Source organism: Kitasatospora sp. NPDC058032, assembly GCF_042885845.1.
In the GTDB taxonomy this organism is placed as follows: domain Bacteria; phylum Actinomycetota; class Actinomycetes; order Streptomycetales; family Streptomycetaceae; genus Kitasatospora.
Genome location: NZ_JBHVRK010000004.1, coordinates 76,574 through 90,711, shown reverse-complemented (window position 1 = coordinate 90,711; position 14,138 = coordinate 76,574). Strand labels below are relative to the sequence as shown.

14 protein-coding genes and 1 pseudogene are annotated in these 14,138 nt (G+C 69.8%); 4 read left to right on the top strand and 11 right to left on the bottom strand.

The window, feature by feature from the left end; all coding sequences use genetic code 11:
- The 6 genes from ACFVUH_RS08160 to ACFVUH_RS08135 all read right to left on the bottom strand — a co-directional run.
- Positions 1–991: DUF2637 domain-containing protein (locus ACFVUH_RS08160; protein WP_387911924.1), on the bottom strand; the 991-nt coding region annotated here is incomplete at its 3' end.
- Positions 988–1,545 (bottom strand): WhiB family transcriptional regulator, encoded by a 558-nt coding sequence (locus ACFVUH_RS08155; protein WP_387911922.1) that lies wholly within the window; start codon positions 1,543–1,545, stop codon positions 988–990. The genes ACFVUH_RS08155 and ACFVUH_RS08160, both read right to left, overlap by 4 nt.
- Before the next feature lie 96 nt (positions 1,546–1,641).
- Positions 1,642–2,349, bottom strand: a complete 708-nt coding sequence (locus ACFVUH_RS08150) for an ATP-binding protein (RefSeq protein WP_387911921.1) — start codon at positions 2,347–2,349, stop codon at positions 1,642–1,644.
- The gene (locus ACFVUH_RS08145; RefSeq protein WP_387911920.1) at positions 2,349–3,341 is read right to left on the bottom strand and encodes a hypothetical protein; all 993 of its coding nucleotides are present in this window, start codon (positions 3,339–3,341) and stop codon (positions 2,349–2,351) included. Before ACFVUH_RS08145 ends, ACFVUH_RS08150 begins: the two co-directional genes overlap by 1 nt.
- Positions 3,341–3,697: a hypothetical protein gene (locus ACFVUH_RS08140; RefSeq protein WP_387911918.1), complete on the bottom strand. Its 357-nt coding sequence runs from the start codon at positions 3,695–3,697 to the stop codon at positions 3,341–3,343. Before ACFVUH_RS08140 ends, ACFVUH_RS08145 begins: the two co-directional genes overlap by 1 nt.
- 738 nt (positions 3,698–4,435) lie before the next feature.
- Positions 4,436–5,251, bottom strand: a complete 816-nt coding sequence (locus ACFVUH_RS08135) for an IclR family transcriptional regulator (RefSeq protein WP_387911917.1) — start codon at positions 5,249–5,251, stop codon at positions 4,436–4,438.
- 314 nt (positions 5,252–5,565) lie between these two features.
- Between ACFVUH_RS08135 and ACFVUH_RS08130 the strand changes: the two genes are divergently transcribed.
- Positions 5,566–6,432, top strand: a complete 867-nt coding sequence (locus ACFVUH_RS08130) for a helix-turn-helix domain-containing protein (protein WP_387911916.1) — start codon at positions 5,566–5,568, stop codon at positions 6,430–6,432.
- 25 nt (positions 6,433–6,457) lie between these two features.
- On the opposite strand, the gene ACFVUH_RS08125 is transcribed toward ACFVUH_RS08130, so the two are convergent.
- From ACFVUH_RS08125 to ACFVUH_RS08110, 4 genes are all read right to left on the bottom strand, one after another.
- On the bottom strand, positions 6,458–6,970 hold the full coding sequence (locus ACFVUH_RS08125; RefSeq protein ID WP_387912320.1) for a hypothetical protein: 513 nt from the start codon (positions 6,968–6,970) through the stop codon (positions 6,458–6,460).
- 50 nt (positions 6,971–7,020) lie between these two features.
- Entirely contained in the window at positions 7,021–8,271 is a 1,251-nt protein-coding gene (locus ACFVUH_RS08120) for an MAB_1171c family putative transporter (protein ID WP_387911915.1), read from the bottom strand.
- Positions 8,272–8,287: 16 nt separating this feature from the next.
- A complete protein-coding gene (locus ACFVUH_RS08115) occupies positions 8,288–8,830 on the bottom strand; it encodes a hypothetical protein (protein ID WP_387912319.1) in 543 nt (180 codons plus the stop codon).
- 1,094 nt (positions 8,831–9,924) lie between these two features.
- Complete coding sequence (locus ACFVUH_RS08110; RefSeq protein WP_387911914.1) at positions 9,925–10,875, bottom strand: helix-turn-helix domain-containing protein; 951 nt, start codon at positions 10,873–10,875, stop codon at positions 9,925–9,927.
- Between ACFVUH_RS08110 and ACFVUH_RS08105 the strand changes: the two are divergent.
- The 3 genes and pseudogenes from ACFVUH_RS08105 to ACFVUH_RS08095 all read left to right on the top strand — a co-directional run.
- Positions 10,817–11,377: pseudogene (locus ACFVUH_RS08105) on the top strand (helix-turn-helix transcriptional regulator); the annotation flags it as partial. The gene ACFVUH_RS08110 and the pseudogene ACFVUH_RS08105 overlap by 59 nt on opposite strands.
- Before the next feature lie 141 nt (positions 11,378–11,518).
- Positions 11,519–12,583, top strand: coding sequence for a DNA-binding protein (locus ACFVUH_RS08100; RefSeq protein ID WP_387912317.1), 1,065 nt, complete (start codon positions 11,519–11,521; stop codon positions 12,581–12,583).
- Between the two features lie 38 nt (positions 12,584–12,621).
- The gene (locus tag ACFVUH_RS08095) at positions 12,622–13,305 is read left to right on the top strand and encodes a RibD family protein (RefSeq protein ID WP_387912315.1); all 684 of its coding nucleotides are present in this window, start codon (positions 12,622–12,624) and stop codon (positions 13,303–13,305) included.
- A gap of 101 nt (positions 13,306–13,406) precedes the next feature.
- Here the strand turns inward: ACFVUH_RS08095 and ACFVUH_RS08090 are convergent, their stop codons facing one another.
- The gene (locus ACFVUH_RS08090) at positions 13,407–14,132 is read right to left on the bottom strand and encodes a 5-formyltetrahydrofolate cyclo-ligase (RefSeq protein WP_387911913.1); all 726 of its coding nucleotides are present in this window, start codon (positions 14,130–14,132) and stop codon (positions 13,407–13,409) included.
- Positions 14,133–14,138: the final 6 nt, after the last annotated feature.

Below are 14,138 nucleotides of genomic sequence, written 5' to 3'. Positions count from 1 at the left end.
CGGGAGGCGGACCGGGCTGGTTGGACGGACCGGTGGTGTTGGTGTGCGGACCGGCGGACGGACCGGGCTGGTTGGACGGACCGGGAGGCGGACCGGGCTGGTTGGACGGACCGGTGGTGTTGGTGTGCGGACCGGCGGACGGACCGGGCTGGTTGGACGGACCGGGAGGCGGACCGAGTTGGTCGGACGGACCGGACGGCTTGAATGGTCCGGGCGGACCGGACCGGTCGTGCGGACCGGAGTGGTCGGCAGGCCCGGACGGGTCGGGTGCTGCGGTCGGCTGGACCGGCCGGCGGTTGAGTCGGGCGAGGAAGCGGTCGCGCCTGCGGGTGCCCTGGCGGTGGGCCCGGAGTTTCTCCTCGGCGGACCGCCGACTGGTTGCGCGGTCCGGCGCGGGGTCCAGTTCCGCTACGGCGGTCCGGATGGGGGCCTCGGTCAGAGAGGGTGCCTGGACCGGGCTTGTCCCGGGCTGCTTCTCGTGACCCGCGGGGTGATCTCGGGTGAGCACCGCGAGGGCAGCGGCAGTGGGCGCGGGCTCGGTCGGGCTGGCTGCGGCCTGCTGTCCTCCGTGTCGCGTGACGATGATGCCGAGGTGGACGGCGCCGGCGAGGGCCAGCGGTGCGATGGTGCTCAGGGATCCCACTGCGAGGTCGCCGAGCCGTAGGACGCCCGCCTGGTCGGGTGCTTGGTCGTTCAGGCGGATGGCGTGGAGTGCGTTCGCCCAGACGCTGGTGCCGGTGGCTCCTGCGAATAGGGACCAGGTGTAGGCGCGGGCGGCCCAGGGAGCCTCCCGGAGCAGGACCAGGGCGCGGACGCCGTAGGCGATGAAGCCGTCGACCACGACGGGGAAGAGGTAGGACAACTGGCCTCGGACGTGGATGGCCTGGGCCATCTGCTGCAGCGCGTCGTAGCTGAGGGCGAAGCCGGCCGCGCCGAGCAGGGTGACGGCTGCGAGGTCCCAGGGGGAGACCTTGGGGCGGCGGGACTTCACGAGGCCACCGCCATCGAGGCGGCGACCATCTGCCGCAGCTCGTCGGCGAGTGCGGACTCCTCTTCCCGCTCGTGCTCCGGAATGACCTCGAGTTCGAGGTCGGCCTGCTGGCGGCGCTTGAACGCGGCCTTGTAGCCGATGCCCATGGCGGGGGACCAGACCTCCCAGGGGATGCCTACCATCTGGGCGATCCGGACGGTGACGCGCTTCTCCGGGTCGGTGAGCGGTATCCGCTGGCCGAGCAGGACGGCCCGGATCCGGGCGAAGTTGGGACTGTCCAAACGGAATCTGATGCGGCTGTCGATCTCCTCACTGGTCAGGCCACCGCGGATGCCGTCGGTGACGTGGCACTCGACGGCGTCCTCCAGGCACTCCCTGCGGACGGGGCAGCGCCGGCAGAGCGCGAGCGCCTGGTGATGTGCGGCGGCGCGGGGAGGTGCGAACCAGGCGTCAGGCTTGGGGTGGGCGGCGCAGGCGGCCTTCAAACGCCAGTGCTGGTTGCCGCGGTTGAGGCCGATGATGTGGGCGAGTTCCAGCTCGCGGATCGTGTTCATTCGGGATGTCTCCATCGCGCCGCGGGTGGGCAGCGGGCGCGGGCAGGGGCGCTCCCGGGCTCGGCGTCGGTGCCGGCCCGCAGAAGGAGCGCTGGTTCAGTGGTGGAGGGGGGCGCGGCGGCGGTCGGGGCCGCCGAGGACGGCCTTGTGGCACATCTGGCGCAGGCGGCTGGCACTGCGGTCGCCGAGGAAGCCAGCCAGTTCGCCGGGAGTGATGTTGCTGGTGATCAGCGTCGGCAGCTGGTGCTGGTAGCGGTAGTCGACCAGCCGGTACGTGATCTCCTCGGTGAACTCCGACGCTTTGGCGGCGCCGAGGTCGTCCAGCAGCAGCAGCGGGGTGCTCTCCAGCGCCCGCATCTCGCGCTCGATGTCGACTCCCGGCCGGGGGCGCATCATCGCGTGGAACGACACGGAGGAGACGGCGCGCCACCGCAGGCGGACGCCCGCGCCGAGCAGGGTGCGGATCGCGCCGTACGCCTGGTGCGTCTTGCCGGTGCCGGTCTCCCCGAGCAGCAGCAGGGAGCGGGCCTGGGCGATGCCGAGCATGCCGTCGGGGCCGCGCCGGGCGGCCTGGGTGACGTGCTCCACCCAGGCGAGGACCTCCGGGTGGTCGGCCTCGGCGTCCTGGAACAGCACGGGGATTCGGCTGGCCGCCAGCGCCAGCGCGTCCCGGGTCGGCTGAGCTGCCGGACTCTGCTCAGGCTGCCCGATCACCGTAGGGTCCACCCCCAGGCGGGTGAACCGCTCGACGAGGGCCTGCAGCCCGGTGCCCGCACGGCGCGGTTCTCGGTCGCGTCCGGCCATCACAGGTCTCCGGCGTAGGCGGAGGCCCCGGCGGCCGGGTTGGTCCACGCTCGGTACGCGGCTCCGGTACGGGTCCGGCCGGAGGCCAGCGCCTCTTGGACGAAGCCCTCCAAGGCGCTGGGGCCCTTGGGGTTCGCAGCGAACAGCCGCAGGCCGGCGCGCACCTGCTCCGCGCTGTAGCCGGTGCCGAGCAACTGCTTGATCTCCCGGCCGAGGTGCCCGCGGAACCGCTCGCTGGGCTGCTGCGGGCAAGAGCGGACGTACTCGGCCAGCAGGGCGCCGGCCCCGGTGGTGTGCGGGTGCATCGCGGCGACCTGCTCGGCCGAAGGCTCCTCCGATGCACGGGGCTGGGCGGGCGCGGCGCAGCCGCCCCCCGGAGGGATAGATCCAGGATCCGTGATCCTGGATCCGTTCGTGGAGGGTGTCGTGGAGGGTGTCGTGGAGGGTGTCGTGGGGACCGCTCCGTCCGACTGCTGACGGTCGAGGTCACCAGTTTCGGAGCTGGTCCGGCCGGTGCTCTCGGAGGTGTCCGTGGTGCGTGGTCCAGGCCGCTCCAAGGACTTCCTCCGGCTCCGCTTGTCCGGGGCCGGGATGTCGATGTCGGCTTCCTGGGTCTGGTGCAGCGGGCACGGCGCCAGGCGGCTCACGCTGGGCCTGTCTATTCGCTGGTGCTTGTTGAAGTTGATGACGTGCAGCAGTTCCTCGCCCTTGTCGGCCGGGTTGACGTACCGGCACACCAGGCCGACGTCACCCAGCTGACGCAGGTCGTCCTCGACGCGCTCGGTCGTGTGGATGCCGCCATCCCAGCTCTTCTTCCGCTTCCAGATCAGCCCGCGCAGGATTCCCGCGTCGTCGATGACCCGTCCGCGGTCGTCCACGTAGTTGAGCATGTATATGAAGGTTCGCTCGGCGGACAAGGAGACCTCGGCGAGCTTCGGGTCGCGGCTCATCTCCGGCTTGTGGGTGCGGATGCGCCCGTCCTGGACCGCCATCACGCCACCTGGCCAAGGGCGGCTGCGAGGAGGCCGCTGGTGAGATCGAGGTCGTGCTGGAGCATCCGGTCACGCTGCGGCTGGTCAATGGCGATCCACCGCGCCACGGCTTCCTCGTACTGTTGTGGCCGCAGGACACCGGAGCCATCGGTGTCGTGGGCCCGAGCTGGCCGGGGGCTGTCGGGCTCGGACGCGCTGACGAGCACGGCCTTCGCGGCCGGCGAGACGGCGAGGACGCTGTTCTGCAGCGTCAGGGCGGTGCCTTCGGAGATCAGGGTGGATCCGCCCGGGGTGACGGCGGCGGGATGCGCCTCGGCGCCCTCTCTGCGTGGGGCTGTACGTGGGGTCGCGGGCATGTAACACTTCCTCCTGCGCGAGTGGCGCCGGCCGAGCCTCCTACAGCAAGCCGGTGCACTGGTTTTGCCGTGCGACAAGCACGGGCGTCATGGCGCCCGGGAGTTCCAGCTCCCGGGCGCCATATGCTTTTTCGCCGACAGGATGCGGTGGCAACCTGCGGCTGCACCATTTCTGTGGCGCAGAAGTGACTCTATGTTTACGGCTGGGAACGCGTCAACGAATTCGATTGATCTACGCGGATAGAAATCCGGCTTCCCGCCACGCGGGAAACGATCATGGATTCTCTGGCCGCATTTCCCGCAGGGCGGGAAATGCGGCAAAATGGAGCGTGGCGCGAGCATGGTCAAGAAGGGGCTTAGTTCGAGCCGTTCTCCCGCGACCCGGCCGGCCGATGGCCGGGCGCCAGTCCCATTCGACGTCACTGGCCACCCGGAGAGCTTCTGAACTTCCAGGTCGCCGAAAAGGTGATCGGCAAGGAGTTGGGTTCCTTGCCGAAATGGAAGTATGACCCCATTGTCCGAATCGATGGTTTTCTCTGGCCTCGACTTCAAAATGGGGAAGGTTCGAGTAGAGAGACTCCTGAGGCTTCGATGCGCCGAACTTCAGAGCCGTCGGCCGGGCGGTGAATGGGGATCGCGCCTGGCCCCGCGAAACCCTTGCGTGCCCCGCGCTCGGCGGCGGGGCTGGGGCGCCATCGGCCCCAGGCGCTGTCGGTGTGCGCCGTATCCCGCCCGATCTCAGGCCGCAGGGGCGGGGCGCGAGGTGTACTCGCTCAGCATCCGGGCGGTGCGGCAGGTGTGCTCGGCCAGCCGACCCAGGTCGGCCGGCTCGCCCGCCGGCTTGGCGAGCGCAACGGAGCCGACGGCCACGTCGCCCCACACGACCGGGGCCGCGATGGCGTCCCACCCGGGCGCCACTTCCTCCCGCCCGACCGCGTATCCGGTGCGCCGGATCTCTGCGAGCGAGGCCGCGAGGGCTTGGTCGTCCAGCAGTGCTCCGGGGGCGTCGTTGTTAGGCGGTTCCTCGTCGAAGGCGAGCCGCTGCAGCGGTGCGGGGAGATGGGCGAGGATCGCCCTCCCGCTCGCCCCGGTGCGCAGGGACCGTGAGTGCGTGACCAGGGAGTGGGTGAAGACGCTGAGTTCGCCCGGGTCCATCTGGCCCCATGCGTAGTCGGTACACAGTCGCCGCAGGCCTCCGAAGGGGGCGAGGGTGAAGAGCAGGGCAGCGGCGCCGGTGCGTTCGTGGAGGTCGGCCAGGATGGCCCGGGTCGTCGCGGCGCCTGGTACGTGCGCCATGGCATGGATGGCGGCCTTGATGATGGTCGGCCCTGGCCGGTACCGGCCGCGGCGGACCTGGTCGACGGCTCCGCCTGGCACGCCTGACTGGAGGATGCGGTGCACGGTGGAGTCCGGTATGCCCGTGGCGGCGGCGAGGTCGACCACGCCCTGGTCACCGCCGCCGAGCCGCGTGAAGGCCTCCTGGAGGGCGAAGACCCGGGCGTGGCTTGTCGCTGCGGCCGGCCGGGCCGCGGCGGCGGCTTGAACCGGCACCATGCCTGACGGTATCGGCTCTTCCCGAATGTTCCGGTGTCGATACTCATAACGGAGCGGCCTGTCGGCGGCCAGGGGTGCCACACTCACCTGTATCTCCAAGGGGCTGCGCCGGACGTGCGTAGCAAGGGAACAGCAGGTCCGGCGAGGCAAGCGCCAGGCTCGGGTGCCCGGCGAAGGTTGTTTGGGCGGGACGCGCCACCCGAAAGGGCAGCCAGCATCTCGATGTCGCTGATCATACAACATGCCCAACGGCATCGGCCGTCCGTTAGGCTGTTCACCACGACGTCCACCACGTGCTTCAGGAGTTGCCCCGGATGCCCGCTCGCAAGTTCGACGGACAGGTGCTCCGCACTGCCCGTAGGGCGCTCGACCTCTCCCAGGAGGCGCTTGGGCGTTCGGAAGGCATTGATGTCGACCAGTCCGCTGTCGCCGGCTGGGAGAGCGGCGGGTTCCCTCAACCGGAGAGGCTGCCCGCCATCGCGCGGGCGCTCAGACAGCCGCTCGACACGCTCTTCCCGAGGGATGGCCTTCCGGACCTCGCCGACCTGCGGGCCGATGCGGGCTATACGCAGCGCAGCACTGGGGCACTGATCGGGACCAAGTCGTCCATCCCCGTCAGCAACGCCGAGCGCGGTGTGCGACGCCTCGCCGAGGCGTACGCCCAGCGCCTCGCCGAGGCCTACGGGGTGACCGAGAAGCAGCTCCTGGCCGCGCAGGACCGGAGCTTCGGCGTCGCGCCCACGGCCCCATCGGTTCCCCGGTCGCTCGCGGAGAAGCTCACGTACCTGCGGGAGGCCACGTTCCCGGGCGGTCGGCCGACGGATGCCCAGATCGCGGCGGCCGTCAACGCGTACGCCGGTGTTGAGGTGATCTCAGCCTCCGCCGTGGAAGCCCTGCGCACCGGCACGCCTCCGCCCGCGGAGGTGCTCGCCGGGCTCGCCGCTGGCGTCGTCCTGGAGGGCTTGGCGGACTTCTTCGGGGTCACTCCGCTCTACTTCCAGAGCGACGAGGAACTGGAGCGCCAGGTCGTGAACGCCATCGGCTTGCTGGCCGTGCGCGCCGGCAGCGAGGACTTCGCCCTGGCGGCCCGCGGCGGCCAGGACGGTCTGGATCCGGCGATGCTCGCCAAGATCAGTGCGATCGTGGCGGAGGCGAGGCAGCAGAAAGCGGGCCCCCGCTGACGCGAGGGCCCGCTTCGTTCTGCCGTCAGACGAGCCAGGCGGTGGCGGTGGCGGCGCCGAGTGCGGCGCCCGCCGCGGTCTGCGCGACGGTGTGGTACTTCAGCGCCACCCTCGACCAGCACACCGCGGCGACCAGGGGGACCGCGATGAGCCACCACGGCGACTGGACCACCGCGAGCAGTGTGACCACCGAGCTGGCGACCGCGCTGTCCACGCTGATCTTCCAGGCCGTGTTGATGCTGAGCAGGCCCACGGTCATCACCCACAGGGCGATCATGGCGACGAGGATGTCGCGCGGGGCGTGGCCGAGCACCATCACCAGGGAGCCGGCGCCGATCGAGCCGAGGATGACGAGGAAGATCGGCAGGCGCTGGGTGCGGTCGACGACGTGCCGGTCGCCCCAGGTCCCCCGCTTCCGCTCCCACTCGATGTAGGCCCACGGGATGATGCCCGCGCACAGGGCCGCCAGGAGGCCCCAGCCGATTCCCGTCCAGCTGCCGGCCGCCGCGGCGCCCACGCCGGTCAGCCCGGCCAGCATCACGTTGCGCGGCTGCAGGATGTCGGTCACGGTGCGGGCAACGGTGGTACTCACAGCGCCATCTCCTCCATCTCCAGGGCCAGTTCCTCCGCCTCCGCGGTCGCCAGCAGCTCCTGGACCTGGCGGTCGGTCGTGGCGCTGAACGCCTCCCCGACCCGCAGGAGCCAGGTCACCTCCGCGTGCGTGGACGCGATCGGCTTGCTGGGCAACGCAGGTGCCGGAACAGCGCTTCGGCGGCCCGCCCTGACGTTCGCCAGCGCGGCCTTGATCCACAGCGCCTCGCCGGCTGCCTGCGGGTCGCTGGTGCCGTCCACGGCTTCCTCGATCACCGGCAGCAGCATCGGCGAGGCGTGGTGCCGCAGTTGCTCGACCACGTCCGCGATGTCCTGGGTCCAGCGGTCCAGTCGGATGTCCATCGGCGGGTCGGTCCGCAGGACCTCGCGCCAGCGGCTGGCCGGCTTCTGGAATGGGACGGTCGGGAATGCGTCGACCAGGTCGCGCCACAGCGGGTAGAGGTTCCACAGGGCTCGCCAGGTCCGCCACCTGGAGGCGGCGGCATTGGTGGTCGGGATGCTCACCCCGGCGGCGAAGATCATGAAAAGTGCGATCTGCATGAACTCGGTGTAGACGCCCAGGTCGTGGTTGAAGTCGGTGCCGAGCGGTGCGGCCAGGGTGACCCACATGAAGGTCGTCCGGATCGCGACGTACGCGACGCCGATCGCCATGGCGATGGCCATCAGCCCCAGGCCGGTGCGCAGGAGGCGGGTCTCGGCCCGACGGCGCGCGCTGGACCACTGGTAGCAGGTGACCGCGGAGGCGGTGCCCAGGTAGACGTAGAAGATTGTCTCGTAGAGAACTGCGCCCCACTGCCCGGCATGGTCGGGGACGAAGTCGGTGCTCGGCCGGCTGCGGTCGACGACGGTGAAGAAGAGCACCGTCATCAGCGCCAGCATGCCGGTCGCGGCCTTCCAAGCGACCCGCTCGATCCAGCGCGCGACGGCCACGTGACGCGGGATCACCGCCTCGTCCGTCTTGCCGTACGAGGCGACCACGTACGTCAGGATGGCCAGGATGGCCAAGGTCGAGACGTAGTGCTTCAGCAGGACCGAGAGGTCGGTGATCGGCTGGCGGTTCATCAGGTCGATCACTGCGGGGCTTTTGAGCCACAGGGCCAGCGCGAACCCCAGATAGCAGCCCCAGAGGGCGCGCCTGTGCGCGTCCCCGTAGAGGACCGCCGGCAGCCGCCAGACCGCCACCGCGGTCATCGTGGTCGCGGCGGTGTACGCAGCGAGAGCGAGCACGATTGGTTCTTCCTTCTTACTTCTTGCCGCGCCTTGGAGCGGCGACGGGGTGGGACAGGGTGGATTCCAGGAGGCTGACCATGTCGCCCCCGACCGGCATCTGGCGCTGGACAAGCCGCTTGATCAGCGACGCGCTCAGCTCCGCCTCCTGCTCCTCGCGGCTGTCATAGCGCGCGCGGGCCTGGACGATCGCTCCGAGACTCATCCGTTCAACGAGACCCTGGCGCAGATGGTCGGGCAGCAGCAGCCCTAACTGGTCCGGCCCGAGGCTGGTGCCGTGGTCGAACCACTCGTGTACCAACTCATGAAGCTTCACGTGGTCGGTCTGGTACTGCGTCGGCCTCGGCCGGTAGAAGATCAGGGACAGCTCGTCCGCCCGCACGCGAAGACCGCAGGCTTTTCGCAGGTCGCCTCCGTGAGCGTCGAGTGGGACCATCTGGATGGTGCGCCCGCTCGCTTCCTCCATCGCGGCCACTAGACCGTCGATCGTGAAGGGCTCCGGAATCGGCAGCGTGGTCAGCTTCCGCTCGCACGTCTTGCGCAGGCGGCGCATCCTCAGCACGGGCCGACTCCCGGCACCTCCATTGGCCCACGCGCCTTCGAGCATGGTCGGTGTCGGCCGACGGTCCCGCCGAAGGAACCGATTGGACCGGCGTAGCCGCGCTCGACACGTGCCTGGCGTTCAGCAAGGCGGTCGCTGCCGTTATCGCGGGCGCCCGGGCCGGACGGTCGCACGGCTGCGTCGTCCGGCAGCTGGACTGCCGGGCTTTCGTGGGTAGACACCAAGTCCTCGTAGGGGGGTAGTGGGGCAAGGGATCCGGTCGGCTTCTGGTCGCACAAGGCGCCGGCTCCTTACTCCCCATGCCCTAGCAGGAGGTGCGGGTCGCCATGGAACCGGAGAATGGGGCTTCCACAGGGCGCTTCATCGCTGCGATGCGCCGGCCACCGGTAGAGCAACCCGGCTTGGGTTCAGCCCCGCACGCCGAAGCCGTCGACGGGAATCTCCGCACAGGTCGGACACGTGCTGGACTCGCTCGTAGAGAAGGCATCAGCCAGGTCGATCGCGCAGGTCCGGACCGAGCGGGACAATGGGGGCTCCTTCGTACTGTGAGGCCGCAGTGCAGCCGCCTGCTGCTGCGACCCCCTCACCATGCCAGCCCCCGGCAGGCACAGCGCAGAGTTTCGAAGATCACAGTCCCGGAACGCCAAGCGCAACGCTACGCGCATTGACAACTCAGAGTAACTTTATCAATCTGTAGCGCAACTTCCACGGCGGGGTCGGATGATCAGTCGATGTGGGAATTTGACGACCAGTCACAAGAGGTCATGAACCTTCTTGGTCAACTAAGTGATCGTCAGTCTGGGAGCGTCTGATCAATGATCAACAAACCATGGGGCCCCTTGGCCATCTTTGTGGCGTTCGCCACACTGGGTCGCTCTTGATGGAACTGTCGGATTGAGCCTTGGGCCATGACCCCCGGCTTCGGGCGCAGCCTCCCTTGTTCCGGTGGGTCACGGCCGGTCCCATCCCGATGCCCAATGAGCGCGGGCGGTCGGGCTGCGCCTTCCACCGCCCTGTGCGCACTCGCTGGCACTGCCGGATCTTCCGGGGGCCGACGGGGCTCCGGCTCACACCCCGGCTACGGCAGCCTGCTAGCGCCTGGGCCGCATCGCCGCGCGCGCACGGGCCGCGCCTGCCGCCGTGATCCGTGCGTCGCTGCCGATGGCCGACACCGGACCAGGCCGACCCGCACAGCGCCCGCACCGGCCGGGGCGGGACACCGGGTCGCGGCACTCGTCACACTCGATCATCCCGTCGGCCGCGGCGCGTCCTGCCCGCACCGGACGCATCGGCAGCTTGCGCAGCAGCCGGCTCCGGACCACGCCGACCGGAGAGTGGATCGTCTCCGGCAGGCCGGGCAGCAGCGCCGCCGCCAGTTCAGCCGGACCGATGCCCGCCGAGAGCCAGTCCACGACCAGCGGCGCCAGCTCCACCACCTCCGCCTCGCCGAGGCGCATGCGCCGCTGGCCGTCGAGCGCCTGCTGCAGGACGCGTGCCGCCACCTGCAGCGGCTTGTCCAGGTCCTCGACCGAGATTCCCACCTGCCCTCCCGCGGCTTCCGGCTGCGGCTCCGCCGGCGCCTTCGGAGGGGCCTCGGGGCTGGGGAGGGAGGGTTCTTTGACCAGGTTCTTTACACAAAGGACGCCACCAGCACCGGAATCCGGAGAACCGGACGCCGGACGGGGCACACTCGGCTCCACCTGCGGGGTCACGGCCTCCAGAGGCTCCTCGGCCTCCCGCAAGCCGGGTATCTGCGGGGTGTCGTAGACATGGGCTTCCGAGCGGATCGTGCCGTCCGGCAGCCGGACCTTCTCGACCCGGTAGTAGCCCGCCTCGATTAGCTCCTTCAGGGCCTTGCGGATCGCCGCACGGCTCTGCGTGCTGGTGTCGGCCATCTGCCTCGCGTCCTCGCGCCAGTTGTTCGGCCGGGACAGCAGATCGGCCAGGAGGCCGCGGGCGGTGAAGGACAGCCGCCGGTCCTGCATGGCGGCGTTGGGCAGCACAATGAAGTTGCGCGCGTGGGCGCTACGATGGACCTGCAAGGGAGTGATCGCTCCTGTTGCCGGACCCCGGGGTGTTAGCGCACCGCCGGGGTCACCTGTATTTGATTGGACTACGGAACGTAGCACAGGTAAGTTCCGCGACCGGCAGCTTGGCCCGAGCGACCTTGATCACCTTCTGTGCCGGGCGGCTCCGCTGGACGGAGCGTTGCGTCAGGCTTTTCGGCGAACACCAGGGAATCGCTGCACGCTGGCTCGGAACCGAGCAGAATTGATTCACCGATGGGGCATCCGTGGGGGAAGCCGGGCGCCTACCAGTGGAGTTCTTGGTCGGGATCTGCGCGGCGTATCGAGAGGGCGGGTGATGGGGGAGCGGCGCGAGCAGTTCATTGAGCTACGTGCGGCGGCTGGGTTCACCCAGGAGTCGCTGGCCGAGGCTATGGCCGTCGACCGGTCGACGGTCGGTCGATGGGAACGGGCCAAGTCCTCGCCGCAGCCGTGGCAGTTAGCGAAGCTTGCCGGCCTTCTGCGGGTGACCGCTGCCGAACTGGCTCACGCTCTGCGGGTCTCCGTTGCTGTCCGCCATGCCGCCGGGGCTTCCCCAGCCGCCGGAGCTCCGCGTGGGCCGCTGTCTTGGCCGCAGGCGCACGGTCTGGGTGGCGCGGATACCTCCGGGACGGCCACGATGGCGCTCATGGATGGCGGCGTCCGGGTCGGCTGCCGCGCGTCTGATGGGCGAATCATCTTCGTCACCGTGTCGCGCCAGGCGCTGTCCCATGGCGTATCGGTGACGCCGGGTGTGGCACGCTTGTCCGGCCTCGCGGTGCCCGATGTCCAGGCGGGACCGCCCACGTTGTCCCCTGGGCTCCACCCGGTCGAGAGCCTGCAGTCGCTGCGCAGGTCGTTGGTCGAGTGCGACAACATCCTGGGACCTCGCGAGGTCGTCACCGCCGCCCAAGAACACATCCAACTGATCCAGCAGTTGCGCCGCGAGGCCACCGGCCACGACCGGCAAGCTCTGCTGCAGGTCCTCGCCGAGTACGCGGAGTTCTGCAGCTGGCTCCACCAGGACGGCGGAGACCACCACGCTGCCCAGTACTGGGCCGACCGCGCAATGGACTGGGCGAGCGCCTGTGGGGACCACGACCTGACCGCCTACATCACGGCCCGGAAGGCCCAATTGGCTGGTGACATGCGGGAGTCCGTCGACGCCGTCGACCTCGCCGACTACGCCCAGCGCCTGGCGCCTCCACGGAGCCGGTTGAGCGCGATGGGGGCGGTCTACGGTGCTCACGGGCACGCGCTCCTCGGCGACGAGCGGACCGCCCAGCATTCCTTCGACCACGCGCTCGCGCTCATCGCCGACCCGTCCGAGGCGCCGGTCGGCCGCGGTAGATGGCTCGATGCCGCCTACGTGGAGGCGCAGCGCGCTCGATCGCTGTCGCTGCTTGGGCAACACCACACGGCGGTGGCCAGCTTCGAGCGGGCGATCCGCGCCTTGCCGCCCAACTTCCGCCGCGACCGCGGCGTCTACCTCGCGCGTGCGGCCATCTCCCAGTTCGTCGCCAACGGACCAGAGCAGGCCGCCGCGACGGGCGAGGCCGCACTCGCCGTCGCCGCTGTCACGGGGTCGGCCCGGATCTTCACCGAGCTGGCCACGCTCGATGAACTGCTGCGACGATGCCGAGGCGTTCCCGAGGTCGACCGGTTCCGGGAGGCTCTCGACAGCCGTCTGCTTCATGAAGTCTGATCATCAAGCGCTCAGCGCCACCAAGAGAACGGACCGTGATGGCCACCCGCCCCTTCGTCCTGCTCAGCGTCGCTACCTCGATTGACGGCCACATCGACGACGCCTCACCTGACCGTCTCCTGCTGTCGAACCCGGCCGACTTCGACCGTGTCGACCAGGTCCGGGCCGAGTCCGACGCCATCCTCATCGGGGGCAACACCCTGCGTAGCGATAACCCCCGACTGCTCGTGAACAACGAGAAGCGCCGCGCTGAACGCGTGGCCGCCGGCAAGGCGGAGTACCCGCTCAAGGTGACCATCAGCGCCAGCGGCGACCTGAGCCGGGACCTGAAATTCTGGCACTTCGGGGACAAGAAGGTCGTGTACACGACCGACTCGGCCGCCGCCAAGCTCCGCGAGGAACTCGACGGCCTGGCCGACGTCGTCAGTACCGGCGAGACCGTCGACTTCGGCGCGCTGCTCGACGATCTCGCCACGCGCGGCGTCGAGCGGCTCATGGTCGAAGGCGGAGGCCAGGTCCACACCCAGTTCCTCTCGCAGGGCCTGGTCGACGAGATCCACCTCGCCGTCGCGCCTCTGCTCGTCGGCGACGCCGATGCGCCCCGCTTCCTCCACCCGGCCAGCTACCCCGGCGGAAGCACGCGCCGCATGTGCCTTCTCGGCACGGAAGCGATCGGCGACGTCGTTCTCCTGCGCTACGCACCCAAGGGCGGGGCGGTCTGAGCGAGCGGTGCCGGTGGTCAGCGGAAATCCGCTCATGCTGACCACAGGCGCACCAGCCGCGATCGTAACCCTGGTGCTTGCTCAGCTGGTGTTTCCGGTGTTCAGGCGCGCTCTGCTCGGCGTTTGGCGAGCGCCGGAATCGCAGCGATCTTCTCCTCCGGCAGCTCCTCCCAGCGGAGCTGGGCAGGCGCTCGCGGTCCGGGGCACGGGATCACCGTCTCGGGTGTGATGATCAGGTCGACCTTGACGTCGTGGGCCTCCGTCGGTACCGCGTCTACGACTTGGAGGCGGTGCACCGTCGTGACGAAGACGGTCTTCTCGGTGATCAGCCCGGCCTCGGTCAGGAGGGCTGCCTCGATGTCCGAGTATCCCGCGCCCTTGCCGATCCGGGCTCCGGTCCGGTCAACGGCGACACTGCCCAGGACGACCAGGTCGACCGGTGCCAGTTCGTCGACGTCCACGGCGCGGGTGAGGTTCGGCACCTCCTGGCGGATTGCGGCCACAGAGGGAGGGACGGCGAGACGCTCAGGGTCCAGAACGTAGAACGGCGCCGGAGCCGCGAGCCGGGGAACGGCCATGTAGACCACCTTTCCCTGCTCCAGGGCGAGGGCGCGGACAGGTTCCTGCGCCGTGTCCGGCACCGCTTTGAGGATCTTGGCCGTGTTCCAGGCCGGCAAGGCGGCCAGGCGGCGGGCGGCCCGCTCGGCGCCGTGGAAGGCTGGGATCCTGCCGTGCGCCGTCTCGTCCGCGACCGCCGCGGCGGCGTCCAGTTCGGCCCAGACACGCTCGCGCAGTTCGGCCTTCTCTCGTTCCCGGCTCACGGTCACGGTGAA

Coding starts and splice junctions, on each gene's coding strand:
- ACFVUH_RS08155 (WP_387911922.1), bottom strand. CDS start 1,545: ATGAACACGATCCGCGAGCTGGAACTCGCCCACATCATCGGCCTCAAC.
- ACFVUH_RS08140 (WP_387911918.1), bottom strand. CDS start 3,697: ATGCCCGCGACCCCACGTACAGCCCCACGCAGAGAGGGCGCCGAGGCG.
- ACFVUH_RS08145 (WP_387911920.1), bottom strand. CDS start 3,341: ATGGCGGTCCAGGACGGGCGCATCCGCACCCACAAGCCGGAGATGAGC.
- ACFVUH_RS08130 (WP_387911916.1), top strand. CDS start 5,566: ATGCCCGCTCGCAAGTTCGACGGACAGGTGCTCCGCACTGCCCGTAGG.
- ACFVUH_RS08100 (WP_387912317.1), top strand. CDS start 11,519: ATGGCGCTCATGGATGGCGGCGTCCGGGTCGGCTGCCGCGCGTCTGAT.
- ACFVUH_RS08135 (WP_387911917.1), bottom strand. CDS start 5,251: ATGGTGCCGGTTCAAGCCGCCGCCGCGGCCCGGCCGGCCGCAGCGACA.
- ACFVUH_RS08125 (WP_387912320.1), bottom strand. CDS start 6,970: ATGCTGGCCGGGCTGACCGGCGTGGGCGCCGCGGCGGCCGGCAGCTGG.
- ACFVUH_RS08150 (WP_387911921.1), bottom strand. CDS start 2,349: ATGGCCGGACGCGACCGAGAACCGCGCCGTGCGGGCACCGGGCTGCAG.
- ACFVUH_RS08095 (WP_387912315.1), top strand. CDS start 12,622: ATGGCCACCCGCCCCTTCGTCCTGCTCAGCGTCGCTACCTCGATTGAC.